Genomic DNA, 20,542 nt, shown 5'->3' with positions numbered 1-20,542 from the left:
CTTAATAATAAACCACTTCCACCTGCGGGTTTTTATCTTTGAATTTATCGATACTACGCTGGTTGATGCGCGTGTTGTAGCAACGCACCAACTTCAACTCCGGCAAACCTTCTACCTCGTTTAATTTACGAATGCTTGTATTAAAGCAGTCGAGCTGCTCAAGGTTTTGTAAATTCTGTAAACCTTTTAGTTTTTTAATCATGGTTCCCGAACAGTTGATTTTTTTCATTTGCGCAAGCGGTGCAAGATATTCGAGGCTTTCGACAGGCGTATTTTGCACGTCCAGCACTTCCAGATTAGGAACTTCCGAGAGTGGTTCCAGGCTACCGATGGGGTTGTTGGGACATATCAGGATTCGCAGCGATACCATGCCACGCAACGGTTCCAGGCTGGTGATGCTGGTGTTGCTGAAACTTAGCTCTTCCAAAAACAATAGCTTATCAATAAACTCGAGACTACGGATTTCGATGCTTTTACTTTCGAGTGCGGGTACGTCGCTCAGGCGGATGCGACGCAGGTTGACCAGCGTTTGCAACTGTTCACGCGTGAGAGTTTCGTCGCTATGGATAAACTTCTCGGCCAGCAGTTTCCAAACGTCAGGAAGCTTTTCCCACCACAGCATCAGCTCAGATGTTTGGTACACCACCAGCGCTTTGGGATGCCGGTAAGTGAATTCGACCATTTCTTCGTCGAGTACGCTCGTGTTGTCGGCATATACCAAGGTGAGTAGCTCAAGCGGCATCAGCGGAACGATGCTTTTCACCGGGGTGCGGTCGAACGAGAGCTTCTCAAGTTTTGTCAGATTTTGGAGCGGCAGTATATCCTCTACAGGTGTATCCGAAAAGTTTAGTTCATGTAAATCTCCGAGGTTGGCTAGCGGTTCCAGCGAAGAGATGCCGGTTCCCTGAGCATTGAGGCAGTAAAGCATTGGCAGGGCAGAGAGTGGTTCCAGCGAATGGATCGATGCATTGTTGGCAATAGAAAGTTTTTTTATGCGCGACATTTGATGCAGCTCTTCTTTGGCAGGTTCCTGTTGCAGTCCGATAGCATCTTTAAAAATGCGCTTCCAGGCAGGGGCCATCGTTTTCCACCAGTTTTCAAGATTTGCCGACTCATATATCACCAGCACTTCCGGTTTATTTTTCATAAATGCTATTGCATCAGCGCGCGTCACGCCTGATTGGTCGCAATAAATGCGGCTGAGACGTGGTAGATCTGCAAGTGACTCAAGCTCGCTAACAGCAGTCTGGTCGGCAAAAAGAATTTGCAAGCTTTCCGTTGTTTTCAATGGCGACAAATCCCTCACCTGTGTGCGGTCGAACTTTAGGAAACGAAGATTATTCAAACCTTTTAGGGGAGAAAGATCGGTGATGGAGGTCTCAGAGAAATCGAGGCGTTCAAGCGAAGTAACAGTCTGAAGCGGTGCGAGCGTATTTACCTGGGTGGCTATCAGCTCCAGCTCATTAAGTTTTGGCAACCCGGAAATAACCGACATGTCGGCTACCGGCGTGTTGCTGAAATTGAGCTGACGCAGTTGTTTAAAATTCTTTACCGCCTCCAGGTTATCTACAAGGGTATTGTTGAGCAGAAGTATTTCGAGGCGGGTTGTATATTTTAATGGGTCCAGGCTATTCACCGAAGTGCTGCCACAGTTGAGATATTCGAGTTGAATATTATTGCGCAACGGCATCAGGTCTTCTACAAAGGTGCGGCTGCAGTCGATGCGCCGCAGCGAAGTGAGCTTGGAGAGTGGCTCCAGCGAAAGGATGTGCGTATTGCCCGAAATGTTAATGGTGTCGAGATTTAAAATTTTCTTGATCTGCCGGTCGATAAAAGCCGCAGTAACAGGGGCGCCGTTGCTGAGCGGCATGGTAAGAGTATCGTCGTTCACAGCGAGGCTCAGTGTGTCGCGGCTCATGCGGCGTTCTACTTTCGTTCGGAGCTGCGCCAGGCTATCGTCGTAGTAAAAGATTTCTTTCAGAAGCAGATTTTCGGCCAGGGTGATGTGGCAGCCGAAAAAATCTTTCCAGGCCAGGGGCAGCTCATTCCACCAGTTGCGCAGCTCTTCTTTTTCGTTGAGAAGGGTGGTGTAAATGCTTGCTACCTTCAGGTCTTTATCTGTGTCGGTAAGATTTATCTCGATAAAGCGCAGCTGGTTGCTGCTCACGCTGTCGCCTTCGATGGTGGTGCCGCTCAGGTTTCGGTTGAGCGTAATTTTGAAAAAGAGTTCGTTTTTCTCGTTGATCTGATGCTCTATTTTTTCGACATCAAACTTAAAGGCTACTTTTTTAAAAAAGAAATCGATGTCTTTGAGATAAGCCTGAACGTCTTTATGGATGGGTATCTCACGGTTTTCGTCCAGGTCGTCTTCTATTTGCACTTTGCTATTTACAAAAATCTTTGCCCAACTTTGGTTGATGATGATATCTTTTTCCTTCACCGACACCTTGGGATTGCCGAGTGTATTAAAAGTTGTTTCGAGATAGGAAACCATTTTGCGGGCATCCTCGCTGTAGCGCTCAACTTCCTCTGGAGTGAGCTTCGTTTGAGCTGTTGCCGGAACTGTGTAAATGATAAGTGCAGTAAAAAGAACCGCCAACTTTATCGATAGGGTTTTCATTAATGTTTTGGTTGCTAATCGAGATTATAAATAAAATTTTTAAGACTATTCTCCTGTCCTTTTTCCAGCCTGATAAGGTTGGAAATGAGCCAGCCACGGTTGTTGCCCGGGCGGTTGAATTCGCTGATCTCAAAATACCATCCGTCTACCTGGAAGAAGTGAAACTTGACTCCGGAAACGTAATTGAACTTCAGGGTGCCGTTGCGAAGTTCGTAAAGAAAAATGGAGAGTTTGTCGGGCGCAAACCCTTTTTTGAAATAATCGCCTATGTGTTCGTCGGAGGCAAACACCCGGTCGAGGTTCATGAAGTCGAGCTCGTGGCTCAGCGGGTGCAAAAAACGGGAGGACGACTGATCGTCGCGGTGATAAAGGTTATCGTAGGGATAATGTTTCACCTCGTCGATTACCCATTTAGAGCCGAGGTTGTCGGGAACAAGCTGCATAAACAAAGTGAGAAACACCTCTTTGCCATTGCGCGTAAAGCGCACCGTTGTTTCGCCAAACCATTCACCGCCATGAAAGTCGAGATATTTGGCTTCATCGCCCGTAACATCCGCCACAAAAGCGCGCTTGAGCATCGATGGTATGTTGTCGCTTTGTTCGTCAAACAATCCATTGATATACCGACGGCGCAGATCGGTATCGCGATATTGCGGGTCGTCGGCGGCCATTCGGGCACCACGCATATCTTCATCGCCATTGAAGCGCCTGAAAAATTGATTTACTTGCTTGGTTTCGGCAAAAAACGATGCCTCTTCGTATTGATAGCGTCCGCGATTGTTTGGGGTTAATTCACTGCTTTGGGCAAATATTTCTGTTGCCGCCATCATCAGCCACACAAAAACAATAATCTTTTGTTGCATCATCAGATTTTAATATTCAGATTTAAAACAAAACTAAGTAGAGATTGTCGCGGCGGATGGAAAATTTTGGGAGGTGAATTTATTTTTGACAGGGTCAATAATTACTAAATCATTAAAAATTAATTGATGCAGGAAGGAAATTTTAAAAAATCCGCCGCAAAAGAAGGCTTTCTACCGGCGGCGGATTTTTTTTTAGCATAATAAAAATTAAGGCATTGTTTCAGCTACGCGCACATCACCGAGCAACACGTCCCAGAAGCCGATGAGACGGCCACCGATTTGGGTCTGCTTGCGTTCTACGTAAACCGTAATGTCTTTTTTGGTTGTGTCAACATATTTCATATTGTCGCCGGAGCTGCCCTCGAAGCGCTGATAGATGGTGATGACGCCCACGTAGCGTCCGTCAGGCTGGCGTTCAAGGTCGCTGATGTATTCGATGTTGAACCACTCGATTTTTACTTTGTCATAATTCAAAGCCATCAGTCGCTCCAGATACGTGCGTATGCCGTAATATTCCACTTCCTGAGTGGCCAGCGAGGATACACCCATTTGTGCTCCTTCTATAAAGAGCTCCAGGGTGCGTTCGATCACACGATTAGCTTCCGACCACGGTGTTTGCTTGTCGCCAATGATGCTTATGTATTTGCTCAGGTCGCGCACTTTTTCGAGTGCCAGGCTGTCGATGGCATGTTTGCGTTCGGGGCTTACATTGTCCTGCGCAAAGGTGTTGATGCTCATGGCAAGCATCATCGCTACGAGAATAATATTTTTGAATGTTTTCATGATCTATTACTTTTTGATAAGTTCCAACTCATTTATTTTACCATTAGCATCAAACTTCACATTGTGGATGTCGTTGGGATTTTTGCCCTGATCCTTTAGATACTCGAGGTATTTGCGGATGGTGGTAGGCTTGTCGTAGTCGGTGATCTCACTGTCGATGTATACGATGATCAGCACGGGCACGTCGGGCGATGAGAAGAAACGAAGCGCTTCTTCGATGCTGCGGTTGCTCATCTCTACTGATTTGGAGGCGGCCACGCGGTCGAAGATGTCTTCGAGTTTGTCAAATTTTTGCTCTTCCTGTTGTTGCAGCGCCTCGCGTTCTTTTCTTAAGCGCTCTTCTTCCTGCCTTTTCAGTTCGGCTTTTTGCTGCTCGATGGCTTGCTGTGCACGCTCTATCAAAGCATCCACCTCGCTGTCGTGCAGATCCATAGCCACGATGGTGGCTACTTTATCTTCTTTTTGGCCAACGGTCATATTTCCCTGGTCGTTGATAATCAACAGCAGGTCTTGCTTGGCTTGTTCAATTAGGGCGGCACGCTCGGCGGCAGCTTTCTGTGCGGCAAGTTTCTTCGAGCTTTTACAACTCGAAAAACCGCCGACAACGGCAACTACCAGCAGCAGCATTAGCAGCCGGGAGGTAATAGTTGTTCCGATAATCCTTTTCATAGTAATCCGGTTTAATGTTTAGATTTAATCAATGATTTAAAAAATAAAAGAACTGATAACGTATTTCAGACAATGATTTTTATTTGCTGTGGCAGCCGTAAAGCGTCATAGCGCTGGTGCACCTATGAACGGAGCCCGTATCTTATTATTTCATCCTTAAATGTTATCAATTTCTAAATTCCCAACTTTTTACGTATGGGCTGGGGGATTACCTTTTTGTTTACCATCACATCGATGGTTTTGTAACGAACAAAAGCCTCCGAAGCATAAAAGTAACCGTCGTAGATGTGGCCTTCGGTACCCCAGGAGTTTTTTACGATGTAATATTTATTTCCATTTTGGTCGGTAGCGCTACCCACTATTTCCATCCCGTGGTCGTCGGTGGTTGAATAATTGTCGAATGCCTCCTGGCGCATCTCCTGCGTGATGATTTTTTCTTTTACCGGTTCGTCAAAGCTGTAAAGCATCTTCTTTCTCTCGACGGGGGTAAGTTTTTCCCATTTTTCTTTTTCGGTTCCTGAGAGGTCGGTTTTGTCTTCGTCGGGCACTACGGCCAGGCCATTGCTCCACGAGAAGCCTTTTTCGCTCACGTCGGTTCCCCAAGCCACGGTATGTCCTTGTTCGAGCGAACGATCGATAATTTCAATCATCTCATCCAGCGGCACATTGTATATGCCGTGAAGCATCCAGTTGTCGGGGATTTCGATAATAAAATTCTCGTAAAACGGATGGTGTGTGAAAGAGCCAATCTCCACGTAGTCGCTGAAGTTAAGGCCGAGGGATTCAGCAAAAGTTTTGGGTGTGTAGCTGCGACCTTTGTAGGTGAATTGTTCAGGAACTTCGCCAAGGTAAGCGTCGAGCAATCCGTTGAAACCGTTCCTCCATGCGGGAGAAAGACGCCCGTTTTTGTTTTTGGTAACGGCTTCTACGTAGGCAGCAAAATTGTTGTCCATTTCGCCATGTACAAAAAACTCGTCATCAGTTACCAGGCCTGAATAAGCCTGCTCGGGTACGATGCCTTCATTGGCCACTACTTCCGTAACATCGTGGAAGGCACCCCCACCGGAAAAGTTAATGTTTCCCTGCCAGCGGACGTATTGGTCAGCTTTGCGTTTGTATGTGTTGCGAATCACGAAAGCCTCCGAAAGATCGTATTCGCCTTTGCCGTTGTTTAGCAGCTCCGACTCCAAAAATGACAATCCGCCGTAGCTCCAGCATGTGCCCGAGCGGTATTGATTCTTCACAGGCGTAGTTTTGAGCCTGATCTGATCTGTAAATTTGTAACCCGTCGTTTTCTCGACGCTTTGCTGGGCATAGGTTCCCGGCATCAACACAAGCAGTAAACCTGCCAGTACTAAAGTTTGTAATGTGCGCATGTTTTATAAATTTTTGTTTTGATGAATAAGTATCACGGTGCAAATGTCAATAAAAAAAGGCTGCCAAAACTAATTGACAGCCTTTATAAATACCGAAAATCCTTTTCGCCCTTTTTGATAAAAAGATTTCGTTTAGGAATTGCTTTCGCGTGTGTCTGTATGGAGAATTACAAGTCAATTAAAAAATTACAAGTCAGTTAAAAAAATCACCTTTCTTCAAAAACAGACTCACTCCGGCATCTATTAACCTAAAAACCCAGTCATTATGAAAACCTCATGAAAAAAATTCAAAATCAAAATTCAAAGAACTAAATAGTAAATCTTAAAAGAACTGCGATGATGTTACGAGTAGTTATCGTGTAGTAATGTTAGCAGTTTTGGTCAGTCGTCTTATCGAGATGTGCAATAAAATCCCAGCTGTTAAATTGTTCAATTTTCCCCTTAAGCAGAATCAGGTTGGGAACCATCGCAGGATCTTTTAAGATTTGATTGTCAAGAAATTCGAGTGATTTATCAGTGTTTATTTTAGATATTTTCCTCGGTAAAGAACTATTGTTTTTTAAGTATCGGATTCTAAAATGTTATCTCAACCATTCCGATCACTTTCTAAAACAATTACAAAAGTAAGAGCGCCCAGCATTCTGATACTCCCATAAAAGGCTTATTTTAATAAATAGGTGTTTATGCCTATCCGCGCTAAAATTACTTATTAGGCATCAGTTAATGCCCGGGCTGATGTACACCTCTCCGTCCAGTAAATACTGCATGGCTTTGATAAGTTCGGCGCGGTTGGTGTCGATCAGCAGATACCCTTTGGCACCCGCTTCGATATAAGCATCCACCAGATTTTTCTGCGTGTAGTAATGCATGGCAATGATGCGCGCATCGGGAGCCAGGAGCTTAATTTCTTTGATGATATTTCGCCCCTGATCGTCTAATGTGGTGAGATCGAGTATGATAAAGTTGACATTTTGCAACTGGTATTCATAATAGGTAAGCTGTGGATTGGTAACATCGATGTAGTCGATATTAAAATCGAACTCATTCTCGAGTAAGCCGCCAATGGCTTGTTTTACTATCTCATTCTTACCAATTATCAGGGCATTCATTGTTCCGTAATATAGAGTACAAAAGTAGCTGCAACAAGTGGCGATGCCTATGGGGGAAAGGCCTAATTTTAATAGGTAGAAACGCCTATTAGCAATTTTGGAATTGAGAGAAATATGGCCGTATGCCTCTGTATTCCGTACGTCATCGAATTCTATTCATCGAGCTGATTGTCGATGGCATATTTTACAAGGCCGGCGGTGTTGCGGGCGCCTGTTTTTTCGAGCAGGTTGCGGCGATGAGCGTCGACCGTGCGCACGCTGATAAATAGCTTTTCGGCTATTTCGGAATTGGTAAATTCCTGAACAATTAACAAGAGCACGTCCTTTTCGCGTCGTGTGAGTGGAATGGGTTCTCCGGCCAGCCGGTCGTTGGTTGTCTTTTTCTTCATCATCTCGCGCACGATTGCATCTTTTACCTCTCCGCTAAAATATTCGTGTCCGGCCAGGACTTCGTTTATGGCGGTGATAAGCTCTTCCTTGCCTGAATTTTTCAACAGATATCCACCGGCGCCGGCATCTACCATGTTTTTGATATGTTCCAGCTCGTTGGTCATGGTAAGGGCCAGCACTTTAATTTCAGGATATTTTTCGCGGATCAGCCGGGTACTGGTGATGCCGTCCATCACCGGCATGCTCACATCCATAATTACCAAATCGGGGTGTAGTTCTCCGGCAAGCTCCAGCGCCATTTTCCCGTTGCAGGCTTTGCCTGCTATTACAAAGTGTTGGTCGCTTTGCAGCAGCGCCACAATACCATCGCGCACAATCTGATGATCGTCGGCGATGAGCAGCCTAATTTTTTTTCCCTGGGTATTCATAGGTTTATGAATGATCTGTCAAAGATACTGTTTTAATAATCGAAATAATGCCATCCTCAGCATTATTATGCCAGCCTGCGACTAACTAATGAGAACTTCCTACTGAGGACTGCCGGCTGTTTTGGGTATTACGATGGTGATGATGGTGCCGTGCCCCGGGTTGCTATCGATGTCGGCATATCCTGACATAGCGATGGCTCTGTTGGCGATGCTTTTGAGTCCGATGCCCTTTCTGCCGGTGTTGGTATCTTTTGAATCAAAACCTTTTCCATTGTCTTCAAAGGTAAATATGATCTCGGCGGAATGCAGGATCAGTTGAACAAAAACTTCGGTGGCATCGGCATGTTTCAATACGTTGTTGAGGGCTTCCTGAGTAATTCGGTAAAGGTTGAGCTCAATTTGTTTATCCAGCCTTGTCTCGTTGTCCATATTTTGGTAAAAATCGATTTTCAGGCCAGAGGTTTTTTCTATTTGATTAAATAAGGAGTGGAGCGAAAGCACCAGGCCAAAATCCTCGATGGCTTTAGGCATGAGGTTGTGTGCTATGTTACGGCTTTCTTCGATGGCAACTTTCAGAAACCGGAGTCCGCGGGCAAATCTTTCAGCATTTTTCTCGCCCATTACCTGCGGTGGATTTTCTATGGAGTTAAGGTTGAGGCTCACAGCCGTTAGGTTTTGCCCCAGGCTGTCGTGAATTTCTTTTGCTACGCGAATGCGTTCTGTGTCGCCGCCTTCTATCAGCGACTGGATCACCATTTTTTCGGCATTTTTCACGGCAGTCAGATCGGTGATAGCCACCAGGAATGCCGGTGTGTCGCGATATTCAATTTTGTCGATTTTTACATCAGCGGGAATAAGTGCGCCCGATTTCGCTTTCAGCATCATTTCCATGGTATGCGTCGGCTCTTCCATCAGCATAACAATGCGTTCATGGTCGGTGGTGGTAGTGTTGCTATCGCGTAAGCTGCCAACATTTAAACTTGTGAGTTCTTGTTGCGTGTAGCCAAACAGCTTGCAGGCAGCCTGATTAATATCAAGGATTGTGAGATCGTCGATTTTGAAAATGAGCAAAGGCACCGGGTTGGTTTTAAAAATCATTCGATATCTCTTTTCTGATTCTTCGATACGCTCCTGCACAAGCACCTGGCGGGTGATGTTGCTTTGACTTCCCCAGCTGCGCAACAGTTTTCCGTTTTCGGTAATGCCCACCACATTGTTGCTGATGTAGAGGGCGTTTCCGTTTTTGTCGATTTCTTTGGTAACCATGTTCAAAATGCGATAGCCGCTCGTGATAAAGTCCCGTAAAAAGGCGATGTTGTCGGGGTTGTCGTCGCTGCCGTGAATGGAGGCCAGGTCGAGGCCTTCCATGGCGGAGGCACTTTTATGCCCGTACATTTGGGCATAGGCATCGTTGCAGGTGCGCAGGTAGCCGGAATGATACATCAGTTGGATTTGCTCATCTACCGGAAGGTCGACAGACATGGGCTGGGTCATTTCATACAAATAGATGCCTTCGCTCGAATAGCTGATAAAGCTGCTGTAAATTTCTACAAGATCTTTTAGCTGTAACTCCAGTTCTTTGGTTTGTGTAACGTCGGTAACGGCGCCTATCATGCGCGTTGGCAAGCCATTGCTGTCGCGCTCGGTAATTTTGCCGCGGCTGCTCACCCAACGATATTTTCCTTCAGGGTTTTTGATTCTGAACTCAGCATCCATAAATTCTTCGGATACATTCTGTGGAGTGAAGGACTGAATAAATGCAGCGCGATCGTCGGGATGGATGACAGGAGTTAATTTTTTGATGCTGATTACGTCGCCCTGCACGTCCGTTCCGCTGATCTTTTTAAAGTGTTCGTTGACGATGAGTTTCTGTGATTGATACCAGTAATCCCACAACCCTATGCCTCCGCCATGCATCGCCAATTCCAGGCGCTCGTTGTTGTTGAGTAGTTTTTTTTCAAAAATTTTGTAGCCGGTAATGTCCATCGAAGCACCCACGAGCATGTTTGGTTTGCCGTCGTTGTCGTAGGATAAGGTGACCCGGTCGCGCAACATTTTGCGCAGGCCATTGCGGTCGGAAATTTCGGTGTCGAAATCCACAGTTTTCCTACCTTGTTCTATTGCTTCGAAAAATATCTTTTGATTTTTATCAAACTGTTCTTTGTCAACAAATTCATTAAAATTCTTGCCGGTCATTTCGTGCGGCTTGTAGCCATAAACTTCTGTGCTGGCATTGTTGATGTAAATGATTTTGCCGTCTATGTCGGTAGCCCATATCAAATCGTGGCTTACATCCAAGATTTGTTTGTACTGTAGTCGCGATTGCTCGTACTTTTTGGCCAGTTCCTTTATTTTGTCCATCTGTTGCTTCACCAGCAGATAAATCAACACGGCGGTTGCTACGATAAAAAACCAACCCTTGATGGCCTGTAGATGGCGCATCTGGTCGAAACCTGGCGCGAAACGATTTACCAGCGTATCGGAAAGCGTTACCCAGAGAAATCCGAAAATAAAAAAATATACTGCTGTGCGTAGTGCAGACCGCCGGGAAGACGGAGGTACTATGTTTTGGTGATCCGTCATTGTTTTTCTTTGTTAATAAAAAGGTCTTTATTAAATCTTGATAAAGTCAAAACCAATATTTTAAAAATGCCTTTTGCTTGCCGACTGGGGACTGCCGAACGTTTTCTACCCTTTGCGCAGCAAGTTCTTAATCTGATTTAGTTTCATCAGCGCCTCCACGGGCGTGAGTGTATTGATGTCGGTGTTGACGATATCTTCTTTGATTTGCAGGAGCAGCGGGTCGTCGAGTTGGATAAAACTTAGCTGAAAATCGTCCTTGCCTCTGCTGGCACTCTTCAGATTTTTGTTGATCTCTTCATGGCTATGCGTTTTCTCGAGTGTCTTGAGCAGGTTTTCAGCTTTGGCAACTACCTGTGCAGGCATGCCCGCCATTCTTGCCACATGAATTCCAAAACTGTGTTCAGTGCCGCCGGGCACAAGCTTGCGCAGAAAGATCACTTTGTTTTTGATCTCCTTTACGGAAACGTGATAATTTTTAATGCGTTTCATCGAGGAGGCCATTTCGTTGAGCTCGTGATAATGCGTGGCAAAAAGTACTTTGGGTCGAAACATCGGGTGCTCGTGCAGGTATTCGGCTATCGACCAGGCGATAGAAATGCCGTCGTAGGTGGAGGTGCCGCGGCCTATCTCGTCGAGGATGATCAGGCTGCGGTTGGAAATATTGTTGAGGATGCTGGCCGTTTCGTTCATCTCCACCATAAACGTGGATTCGCCTGAAGAGATGTTGTCGGAGGCACCCACCCGCGTAAAAATCTTATCAACCAATCCTATCTCAGCAGAAGCGGCAGGGACGTAGCAGCCCATTTGTGCCATCAGTACGATGAGCGCTGTTTGTCGCAGCAGCGCCGACTTGCCCGACATATTAGGGCCGGTAATGATGACGATCTGCTGCTTTTTGGTATCCAGAAAAACATCGTTGGGAATGTAGCTTTCGCCAGGGGGCATCTGGCTTTCGATAACCGGATGGCGTCCCTGCCGGATGTCGAGTTTGTAGCCGTCGTTGATTTGCGGACGCACGTATTTATTTTGGATGGCGATAGTTGCAAACGACAACAGGCAATCGAGTCGGGCGATGAGGCTGGCGTCGAGTTGCACGGGTTCGATGTAATCGGCCAGGCTAAGCACCAGATCGTTGAAAAGCCTTGTTTCAATGTCGAGGATTTTTTCTTCGGCGCCCAGGATTTTTTCTTCGTAGATTTTAAGCTCGGCGGTGATGTAGCGCTCTGAATTTACCAGCGTCTGTCGCCGTTCCCAGGTTTCGGGGACTTTGTCTTTGTGCGCATTGGTAACTTCGAGATAGTAGCCAAAAACATTGTTGAAGCTGATTTTCAAACTGCTGATGCCGGTTATTCCGATTTCGCGTAAGCGTATTTTTTCAAGATAATCCTTGCCCGAATAGAGCAATTCGCGGAGGCTGTCGAGTTCTTCCGATACGCCGGGTTTTATTACATGCCCTTTGTTGATCATGGCCGGCGGCTCTTCGTGGAGTTCCTGCTCAATCTTGTTGCGGATTAAATGGCAGGGATTAATCTGGTCGGCAATTTTTTGCAGGGGTTCGCAGGAGGCAGCGGCGCAAATGCCCCGGATGTTATCCACAGCATACAAGGAGCGCATAACCTGCACGAGCTCGCGCGGGTTGATGCGCCCGGTGGCTGCTTTGGTGATGAGCCGTTCCAGATCGCCGGTTACTTTGAGATGCTGCTGAAGCTGACCGGAAATTTGCGTGCCGTCGATTAGGAAACCCGTGATGTCGAGGCGTTCCTCGATAGGTTTTTTTATTTTTAGCGGAAGCGAAATCCATTTCCGAATCATGCGTGAGCCCATGGGTGTGGTGGTACGATCGATGATGTCGAGCAGCGTGGCGGCATTTTCGTTGGGCGTTTGCAGCAGCTCCAGGTTGCGGATAGTGAATTTGTCGAGCCACACGTGTTTTTCTTCCTCGATGCGCGAAATTTTGCAAATGTGGCTCACCTTGTCGTGGTGTGTTTCGGCCAGATAGTGCATGGCTGCCCCGGCAGCTATCACGCCATTGGGGATATCCTCCACACCAAACCCTTTGAGCGAGGTTGTATTGAAATGACGCAGCAATAATTCTTTAGAGAAATCTTCGGTAAACACCCAGTCGTCGAAGGTATTCATGTAATGCTTTTCGCCAAAGAGATCGGTAAATTGGCGGCGTTTGGTTTTTTGGATGATGATTTCGCTGGGCTTAAAACTTTGCAACAGCTTGTCGATATACTCCGTGCTGCCCTGGGTAGCATAAAATTCGCCGGTAGAAACATCCAGAAAGGCGATGCCTGAGTAGCGCGGAAGCAGATGCACGCTTGCCAGGAAGTTGTTTTCGCGGTGTTCGAGTACTTTGTCGTTGTAAGAAACTCCGGGCGTCACCAGCTCGGTTACGCCTCGCTTTACAATTTTCTTGGTAAGCTTTGGATCTTCCAGTTGGTCGCAGATGGCTACGCGCTGACCGGCACGCACCAGCTTGGGCAGGTAGGTGTCGAGGGCGTGGTGCGGAAAACCCGCCAGTTCCACATACGAAGCCGCTCCGTTGGCACGACGAGTAAGCACGATGCCCAGAATATTGGAGGTTTTGATAGCATCGCTGCCGAACGTCTCGTAGAAATCGCCCACTCTAAAAAGCAGCAGTGCATCAGGATATTTCGCCTTGATGGCATTGTATTGCTTCATCAGCGGGGTTTCTACTTTTTCGATGGGAGTTTTGTCGGCCAATGCTTTTTGGGTTTTGATATGTGCAAAAATAGGATTTAATCCCTTTTGTCGCCCAAACGCAACATTCAATGTTATTCCAATTTCCATTCTTATCTTCATCTTCGCCATCTCAGATACATTGAAATCTGAGTGATCCTGGTTTGCCGCGAGAGTGTACTTTTGTTTTTTTAATAATAATAATGCCGTCATGCGCAAACTACTCAACAGCGAACTTAATCGCCCGGATACCGAATCTTACAAACAATTAGAAAAATTGTCTTGCATTGTGGTGCTCGACAATATCAGGAGTCAGCACAACATCGGGTCGGTGTTTCGCACTGCCGATGCTTTTAGGATGCAGGCCATTTATCTGTGTGGAATCACTGCCACGCCGCCACATCGTGAAATTCATAAAACCGCACTGGGTGCCACCGAGTCGGTAGAGTGGAAATATTTTGATGACACGCTGGAAGCGCTCCGAATATTGAAAGCCGAGGGGTACAGAATTTATGGCATCGAACAAACCACCGATAGTATTCCGCTAAAGGAATTAAAAATTGCGAAAGGGGAAAAGATTGCGCTGGTATTTGGTCACGAGGTGCATGGGGTAAGCCAGGAAGTAGTGGATGCCTGCCATGGCTGCATCGAGATAGAACAATACGGCACCAAGCATTCACTCAATATTTCTGTCTGTGCCGGCATTGTGATTTGGGAGGTTTTTGGGAGATATGATAACATTTCTTAAAAAAATCTTTCAATGGCTTTGCAAGCTGCTAATTTTCCTAAAATTACAGTATATTTGCCAACAGTTTTGTTGAGGGTTAAACTCATGCAATTCTTACACTTTGAATTTTTTTACTGACATTAATAACTGAACTATGAAAATGAAAATCAACTTTAAATTTTTATCCATTGCTTTGGCCATGAGCATGATGCTTGGAAGCTGTGGTGTAAAAAAGATGATTACCAATTACGAGAAGGTCAAATTTGAAGTTACCCCTGAGGTGCTTCGCACTGATGCGGGAGAGATAGATTTCACTATCAAAGGCACTTATCCGCCCAAATACTTCAAGAAAAAGGCTGTTGTTGAGCTACGCCCGGTGCTTGTTTATAACGATGGTACCGAACGTCTGGAGCTGGAGCCGGTGATGCACGTGGGTGAAAAAGTAGCCAAAAAAATTCGCCGCGCCGAATCTAAAAACGTAGAGTTTAATTTTAAAGACCTGACCGGCGACAATAAGGTGGTTCCTACGAAAGATGTGCTTGATCGCACCATTCCTTTCAAATCAGGTGGCTCATTCACCTATTCTTCTACACTCGACTACATTCACGATTACAACGAATCGGAGCTGATGATGGCTGGTAATGTTTCGGGCAAAAATAAAGTCGTGAAACAAGACCAGGAACTTACGATGGTCGATAGCAAATCACAGCTTCCGCTGGGGTCGGTGAAAATTGCCGACGGTGTTATTTACACCGGCATGCGCTTGGAAGCTGCTGACAACCTGACCAACTTCCGCTGGAATCTTGACGAAAACGGAATGCCCCGCGACATCAATTCCTGGAGCACTTCTACACGAAGCGGCCTCGAAGCCAATCGCATGATGTATTCCAACGACATGGGCAACCGCTATGGTTTGGGTGAGCTTTTGCTGGCAAAATCAGGCTACGAAAAACAAACTCTCATCGCCAAAGAAGCTTCTATTTATTTTGCCAAAAACCTTCATGCCCTCAACTGGAATCTGCCAGAAAATAAGGCTAATAATGTTAAGCAGCAACTCAACAGCCTCAATGATTTTATCCTGCAGGGCTGGGAGATTAAAGATATTACCGTCGATGGCTGGGCTTCACCCGAAGGCGAAGAATCTTTTAACGAAGGCCTTAGCGAACGCCGCGCCAATGCTGCCAAGCAATACCTGCTGGACGAGATGAAGACGATGGCAAAGAAAAATCCCACTAAGGTGAAATTTAAAGAGCCAAAAAATGATGTGGATTGGAAAACTACAGCTCATGGTCCAGACTGGAACGGGTTTGTGGATAAAGTTGATAACTCTAACCTCGACGACAAACGCGCCATTATGAACGTGATAAAATCGTCGGGACAAGATAAACGTGAGACCGAGATCCGCAACATGATTTTGATTTACGAAACCATGGAAGAAGATATTCTTCCTACATTGCGCCGCAGCGAGATAAAAGTTACCGCTTTCGAGCCCAAGCTTTCTGACGAAGATATCGCCCGTCTTTCCACAACCACACCCAACGAGCTAAACGACAAAGAGCTGCTTTATTCAGCTACGCTCACTAACAACCTCAAAACACAGCTCAACATCTACAAGTCGGCTACACGCATTTATCCCAACGACTGGCGCGGATATAACAATGCCGCCTATGCTGAGCTCAAACTTGGCAACGTAGAGGAAGCCTCCTCTTACCTTGAAGAAGCCAAAGGCATCGATCCGGCAAACGGTATTATTTTGAATAACCTTGGCGTAATGGCTGCCCTCAACCGCGACTATGAACAGGCTGAAGGTTATTTCAAAAAATCGCAGGATTTGGGTATCTCACAGGATTATAACATGGGCGTGCTGATGATTCCTAAAGGCGAATACAACAAGAGCATCGACATGATGCGTGGCAAAACCTGCGACTACAACTTGGCGCTGGCACAATTGATGGCCGGCAAAGAAAGCGATGCTGCTAAAAATCTGGAGTGTGCTCCCAAAACTGCCGCTACTTTCTATCTGCTCGCAGTAGTTGGTGCACGCACCAAAAACCAGACGATGATGTACAACAACCTGCAGAAAGCTATCGACGATAATCCTACATACCGCGCCACAGCGGCAAAAGACCGCGAATTTATGAAGTATTATGAGGATGCTGAGTTTGTAAGAATCGTTCAATAAATCAGCTTAAGTATAAAAAATCATAAAAATTCCCGGTAAGCCGGGAATTTTTTTTGCTTTGGGTGTTGATTTTAAAAGATTATGAGATGTTAAAAAAAAGTGTTCGTACGTCTGTTTGTTTTTATATTTGCACTCAAATTTGTTTACTGAAGAATTAATATTAACTAAATGATAAAATGATGAAAAAAGCTACATTCTTTAAATTTGCAGGGATGCTGATTTTGGCTGTCACTCTGGTAAGCTGTAACGGGCTTAAAAAGATGGCCAAAAATTACAACAACGTAAACTACGAAGTTACACCGGAGGTTCTCGAGGCCAATGGTGGGAAAGTAAATTTTACGGTTAAAGGAACTATCCCATCAAAGTATTTCAATAAAAAAGCAGCGGTTCTTGTCCAGCCGGTACTTACCTACGAAGACGGCGAACTACAGTTCGCTCCGGTAATACTCAAAGGCGAGAAAGTGAACGGCGACGGAACAACGGTTAGCTACGCCAATGGCGGCACTTTTACCTATTCGCAGGAGTTTCCATACAGCCCAGCTATGAATCAGTCGGAGCTGATGGTAAGTGCAATGGCCTTTCAACCCAAAGGCGATGTTAGCAGTGGGTTGACAATGGCTGATGCCATGAAAATGCCCAAAGCTATTAACCTGGGAGAAGCGAAACTTGCCGATGGCGTTATTGCCACCAGCACCCGCATCGACGTGCAGAACGAAGTACGCGGAACCATTCAGATTGGTGATGAAAATCCGCAGAAAGATGCCAGTGGGAATATCCGCATGGATGCCTATCAGGTAACTCCCGAATATGATGTGGATATGCTTTATCTGGCTCCTCACGGCTACGAAAAAGTAACCATTATCACCGAAATGGCTAACATCTACTTCCCGAAAAACATCGACAAATGGCTGCCTAATCACAACTGGAACAAGAAAAAAGATGTGATGCAACAACTCGAAAACCTGAATAATTTTGTTGCTCAAGGCTGGGACATCCGCGACATGGAAATTGATGGCTGGGCATCACCCGAAGGCGAGGAAACCTATAACGAAGGACTTTCGGAGCGTCGTGCTATCACCGCTACCAACGTAGTTTTCGATAACTTCCAGAAGCTGTTGCGTAAAAAAGATTCGCAGTTAAGCTTTAAAAATCCAAAAACCGACATCAATCTTAAACGTATGGGACATGGGCCAGATTGGAACGGATTTTTGCAAGAAGTTGAAGCGTCAACCATCCAGGACAAGCGGCCTATTCTTAACGTTGTAAAATCGTCAGATCCTGAAAAACGCGAACAGGAAATACGCAACATGATCATGATTTATCCTGAACTCGAAGATCATATTTTGCCTCCGCTGCGTCACGCAGAGATTAAGATAAATGCTTTTGAACCTAAGAAAACCGACGACCAAATCGCCCGCATGAGCACCTCCGAACCTAATGAACTCAGCAACGAAGAGTTGCTTTATGCCGCTACACTAACCGACGACTGGAATACACAATACGCTATCTATAAATCCACCGTTCAAAACTATCCACAAAGCTGGGCAGCTAACAACAACGCCGGTGTGGTAGCTCTGAAAATGGGAAAAACCGATGAGGCCATGACTTTCTTCAATAAAGCCAATCAGCTCAATGCCAACAATGGGATGGTAATGAATAACCTGGGAGTTGTGTATGCTTACAACAACAACTGGAACGAAGCTGAAACGCATTTTATGAATGCCAACAAAATGGGTGTCGACAACAACTACAACCTGGCACTCATTGATATGCATAAAGGAAGCTACAAAACTGCTATCACCAAATTCGGCAACACCAAATGCAACTACAACCTGGCGCTGGCTCAGGTGCTGTCGGGCAACAACTCTGCAGCAGCTACCAATTTGGAATGTGCCCGCAAAAATGCCAAGACCTATTATCTGATGGCCATCGTAGGTGCACGTACTGGTGATTCCAGCATGATGAATACCAACCTGAAAAAAGCCATCAAAGCTGATCCAGCAATGAAGTCAGTGGCCAAAGGCGACAGGGAATTCATAAAATACTACTCCAATTCTGATTTTATGGTGATTGTTCAATAACAATTCCGGTAAAATCTATCTAAGTAAAAGGCCTGTTCCATTCGTGGAGCAGGCTTTTTTTGTTCGTTATCTTCAATTGGCGAATGAGTGTTGGGGTCGGAGCTGTGGTTTGTTTTCCATTTATCTTTGCCAGGCTGTCACAAAGCTGTTATTTTTGCAAATTGAATATGAAAAAGCAACAAGCCGATAATTTGATAAACAAAAAACCTGCGACGCTATGGGATGCAATACGTTCACTGATCGATTGGTTTTACGTGCCTTTCCGACGGCTAATCCCGCCTGAAACATTTCGCTATGCGGTAACAGGTGGCGCCAATCTGGTGCTCGATATTTTTCTTTATTTCGTTATCTACAACTTCGTTCTTGATCAGCAGGTGGTTCATTTAGGTTTTGTAGCCATCAGCCCGTACATTGCTGCTTTTCTCATCGTTTTCCCTATCACTTTTGTTACCGGGTTTTTGCTTGCTCGCTACATTACCTTCACGGCTTCCACGCTGCGCGGCCGCGTGCAGCTGGTACGATACGCTTTGTCGGTGGGCGGTTCGGTGTTGCTCAACTATGTTTTATTAAAACTTTTTGTGGAGGTTTTGCATTTTTGGCCTACCATTGCCAAGACCTTTACCGCTGTTGTTGTGGTCATTTACAGCTATCTTTTTCAGCGGTATTTTACTTTTAAAACGGGAAAAATTAAGTTGAGACGATAGAAGGGAATCAGCTCCGCAGTACAGGTCAATAGTACTTTTTTGAAAAATTGAGTTTTAACACTAGTCACAAAAGTGTTTTCAAAATCAAGGAGACACTTTGGATTTTGAATTATTGCCTTTTAAAATTTCTTCCAAATATTTAGTGCATCCTTACGCGCTTCAGCAGATATGGCATCAGTATCTGGCGAAAGCCTTTGTGAATATCAGCATCAATAAAATCGATCTGATACTGGCCACAGCGAAGCTCCAGCTCTTTTCTAAACTCACCGGTTGATTTCACATATTGGGCGCGCACTTCATGGGGATGGATTTTTATCTCACGGCCATCTTCCATATCAATAAACTTGTAGGGGCGGTTGTCGTAGTCGAATTCGATTTCTTTTTGATAATCCGTAACATGAAATAGAACCACTTCGTGCATGTTGTGCCGCAAGTGTTGCAGCGCCGAGAAAAGCTCCTCGTTGCGGGCAGTGCTCTCAAACATGTCAGAAAAAATGATTACCAGCGAGCGTTTGTGGATATTTTCAGAGATTTGATGTATGGCGTCGGCGGCCATTGTTTTTTTCTGTTTGCTTCCAGCAGCAGGATGCAGCAGTCGTTCCAGCTCCGCATACAAAAATTTGATATGAGTAGATGTGGAGCGTGCAGCAGTATGTTGTTCCACAGTGTCGGAAAACAGCGAAAGTCCCACAGCATCGCGTTGTTTTCTGAGTAGGTTCATCAGGGCAGCGGCGGCATAAATCGAAAAAACGATTTTATTGGGATTATTCAGGCTGGGATTATCTACCAGCGGAAAATACATCGATGAGGAGTTGTCGATGATAATCTGGCAGCGCAGGTTGGTTTCTTCTTCGTATCGTTTCACATAGTAGCGGTCGGTACGCCCGTATAGTTTCCAGTCGATGTGCTTGGTGCTTTCGCCGGTGTTGTAGAGCCGGTGTTCGGCAAACTCTACCGAGAAGCCATGAAACGGGCTTTTGTGAAGACCCGTGATAAATCCTTCCACTACTTGTTTTGCTATCAGCTCGAGCGAGGCAAACTCCTGCAGCTTGTTGATGTCTATTGTGTTTTCCACGTTGTAGGATGAGGTTATTTTAATAAATAATTGTCAGCAAACATACGGCTTTCACTATAAACGATGGGCGGGGCAGTTTAGTTCCCGTTGAGCAGTCACACGGTAAATCCTTTTAGGGTAGAACCAGAAGTTCCAAACATTCGTACTTCTGCCTGGAGTTATTCACGGCATGACTATCAAAAGCACGAACCAGTCACACCGTGAATTCTGTTAAGCCTGAAACGGAAATTCCAAACATTCGTACTT

Annotated in this window: 14 protein-coding genes; 4 read left to right on the top strand and 10 right to left on the bottom strand. The window is 45.6% G+C overall.

The window, feature by feature from the left end; genetic code table 11:
- Position 1: 1 nt before the first annotated feature.
- The 9 genes from VFC92_05445 to mutS form a co-directional block, all read right to left on the bottom strand.
- Positions 2 to 2,620, bottom strand: coding sequence for a leucine-rich repeat domain-containing protein (locus tag VFC92_05445; protein HZK07625.1), 2,619 nt, complete (start codon positions 2,618 to 2,620; stop codon positions 2 to 4).
- 14 nt (positions 2,621 to 2,634) lie between these two features.
- Positions 2,635 to 3,486 carry a hypothetical protein gene (locus VFC92_05440; protein ID HZK07624.1) on the bottom strand — a complete coding sequence of 284 codons (852 nt, stop codon included), beginning with the start codon at positions 3,484 to 3,486 and terminating at the stop codon, positions 2,635 to 2,637.
- Between the two features lie 204 nt (positions 3,487 to 3,690).
- A complete protein-coding gene (locus VFC92_05435) occupies positions 3,691 to 4,266 on the bottom strand; it encodes a hypothetical protein (GenBank protein ID HZK07623.1) in 576 nt (191 codons plus the stop codon).
- A 6-nt stretch (positions 4,267 to 4,272) separates the two neighbouring features.
- Positions 4,273 to 4,935 carry a hypothetical protein gene (locus VFC92_05430; GenBank protein ID HZK07622.1) on the bottom strand — a complete coding sequence of 221 codons (663 nt, stop codon included), beginning with the start codon at positions 4,933 to 4,935 and terminating at the stop codon, positions 4,273 to 4,275.
- A 173-nt stretch (positions 4,936 to 5,108) separates the two neighbouring features.
- The gene (locus tag VFC92_05425; protein ID HZK07621.1) at positions 5,109 to 6,311 is read right to left on the bottom strand and encodes a C1 family peptidase; all 1,203 of its coding nucleotides are present in this window, start codon (positions 6,309 to 6,311) and stop codon (positions 5,109 to 5,111) included.
- A gap of 716 nt (positions 6,312 to 7,027) precedes the next feature.
- Positions 7,028 to 7,420, bottom strand: coding sequence for a response regulator (locus VFC92_05420; GenBank protein HZK07620.1), 393 nt, complete (start codon positions 7,418 to 7,420; stop codon positions 7,028 to 7,030).
- 152 nt (positions 7,421 to 7,572) lie between these two features.
- Positions 7,573 to 8,238, bottom strand: a complete 666-nt coding sequence (locus VFC92_05415; GenBank protein ID HZK07619.1) for a response regulator transcription factor — start codon at positions 8,236 to 8,238, stop codon at positions 7,573 to 7,575.
- 99 nt (positions 8,239 to 8,337) lie between these two features.
- Positions 8,338 to 10,821, bottom strand: a complete 2,484-nt coding sequence (locus tag VFC92_05410; protein HZK07618.1) for a PAS domain S-box protein — start codon at positions 10,819 to 10,821, stop codon at positions 8,338 to 8,340.
- A gap of 105 nt (positions 10,822 to 10,926) precedes the next feature.
- Complete coding sequence (gene mutS, locus VFC92_05405; GenBank protein HZK07617.1) at positions 10,927 to 13,509, bottom strand: DNA mismatch repair protein MutS; 2,583 nt, start codon at positions 13,507 to 13,509, stop codon at positions 10,927 to 10,929.
- 229 nt (positions 13,510 to 13,738) lie between these two features.
- Here mutS and VFC92_05400 point away from each other — a divergent pair, with 229 nt between their 5' ends.
- The 4 genes from VFC92_05400 to VFC92_05385 all read left to right on the top strand — a co-directional run bounded on the left by VFC92_05400 (position 13,739) and on the right by VFC92_05385 (position 19,221).
- Positions 13,739 to 14,275, top strand: coding sequence for an RNA methyltransferase (locus tag VFC92_05400; GenBank protein HZK07616.1), 537 nt, complete (start codon positions 13,739 to 13,741; stop codon positions 14,273 to 14,275).
- 133 nt (positions 14,276 to 14,408) lie between these two features.
- Positions 14,409 to 16,436 carry a hypothetical protein gene (locus VFC92_05395; GenBank protein ID HZK07615.1) on the top strand — a complete coding sequence of 676 codons (2,028 nt, stop codon included), beginning with the start codon at positions 14,409 to 14,411 and terminating at the stop codon, positions 16,434 to 16,436.
- 176 nt (positions 16,437 to 16,612) lie between these two features.
- The gene (locus VFC92_05390) at positions 16,613 to 18,517 is read left to right on the top strand and encodes a hypothetical protein (GenBank protein HZK07614.1); all 1,905 of its coding nucleotides are present in this window, start codon (positions 16,613 to 16,615) and stop codon (positions 18,515 to 18,517) included.
- A 167-nt stretch (positions 18,518 to 18,684) separates the two neighbouring features.
- Positions 18,685 to 19,221, top strand: a complete 537-nt coding sequence (locus VFC92_05385; protein ID HZK07613.1) for a GtrA family protein — start codon at positions 18,685 to 18,687, stop codon at positions 19,219 to 19,221.
- Positions 19,222 to 19,360: 139 nt separating this feature from the next.
- Here the strand turns inward: VFC92_05385 and VFC92_05380 are convergent, their stop codons facing one another.
- Positions 19,361 to 20,296: a DUF58 domain-containing protein gene (locus VFC92_05380; protein ID HZK07612.1), complete on the bottom strand. Its 936-nt coding sequence runs from the start codon at positions 20,294 to 20,296 to the stop codon at positions 19,361 to 19,363.
- Positions 20,297 to 20,542 lie beyond the last annotated feature (246 nt).

The organism is Bacteroidales bacterium (assembly GCA_035647615.1).
Taxonomy (GTDB): Bacteria; Bacteroidota; Bacteroidia; order Bacteroidales; family 4484-276; genus SABY01.
Note: the sequence above shows the minus strand (reverse complement) of the source record. Positions and strands in the feature narration are given on the sequence as shown.

Bases quoted from the DNA above. Each gene is read 5' to 3' on its own strand.
- VFC92_05445 (HZK07625.1), bottom strand. From the start codon at position 2,620: ATGAAAACCCTATCGATAAAGTTGGCGGTTCTTTTTACTGCACTTATC.
- VFC92_05440 (HZK07624.1), bottom strand. From the start codon at position 3,486: ATGATGCAACAAAAGATTATTGTTTTTGTGTGGCTGATGATGGCGGCA.
- VFC92_05435 (HZK07623.1), bottom strand. From the start codon at position 4,266: ATGAAAACATTCAAAAATATTATTCTCGTAGCGATGATGCTTGCCATG.
- VFC92_05430 (HZK07622.1), bottom strand. From the start codon at position 4,935: ATGAAAAGGATTATCGGAACAACTATTACCTCCCGGCTGCTAATGCTG.
- VFC92_05425 (HZK07621.1), bottom strand. From the start codon at position 6,311: ATGCGCACATTACAAACTTTAGTACTGGCAGGTTTACTGCTTGTGTTG.
- VFC92_05420 (HZK07620.1), bottom strand. From the start codon at position 7,420: ATGAATGCCCTGATAATTGGTAAGAATGAGATAGTAAAACAAGCCATT.
- VFC92_05415 (HZK07619.1), bottom strand. From the start codon at position 8,238: ATGAATACCCAGGGAAAAAAAATTAGGCTGCTCATCGCCGACGATCAT.
- VFC92_05410 (HZK07618.1), bottom strand. From the start codon at position 10,821: ATGACGGATCACCAAAACATAGTACCTCCGTCTTCCCGGCGGTCTGCA.
- mutS (HZK07617.1), bottom strand. From the start codon at position 13,509: ATGAAGCAATACAATGCCATCAAGGCGAAATATCCTGATGCACTGCTG.
- VFC92_05400 (HZK07616.1), top strand. From the start codon at position 13,739: ATGCGCAAACTACTCAACAGCGAACTTAATCGCCCGGATACCGAATCT.
- VFC92_05395 (HZK07615.1), top strand. From the start codon at position 14,409: ATGAAAATGAAAATCAACTTTAAATTTTTATCCATTGCTTTGGCCATG.
- VFC92_05390 (HZK07614.1), top strand. From the start codon at position 16,613: ATGATGAAAAAAGCTACATTCTTTAAATTTGCAGGGATGCTGATTTTG.
- VFC92_05385 (HZK07613.1), top strand. From the start codon at position 18,685: ATGAAAAAGCAACAAGCCGATAATTTGATAAACAAAAAACCTGCGACG.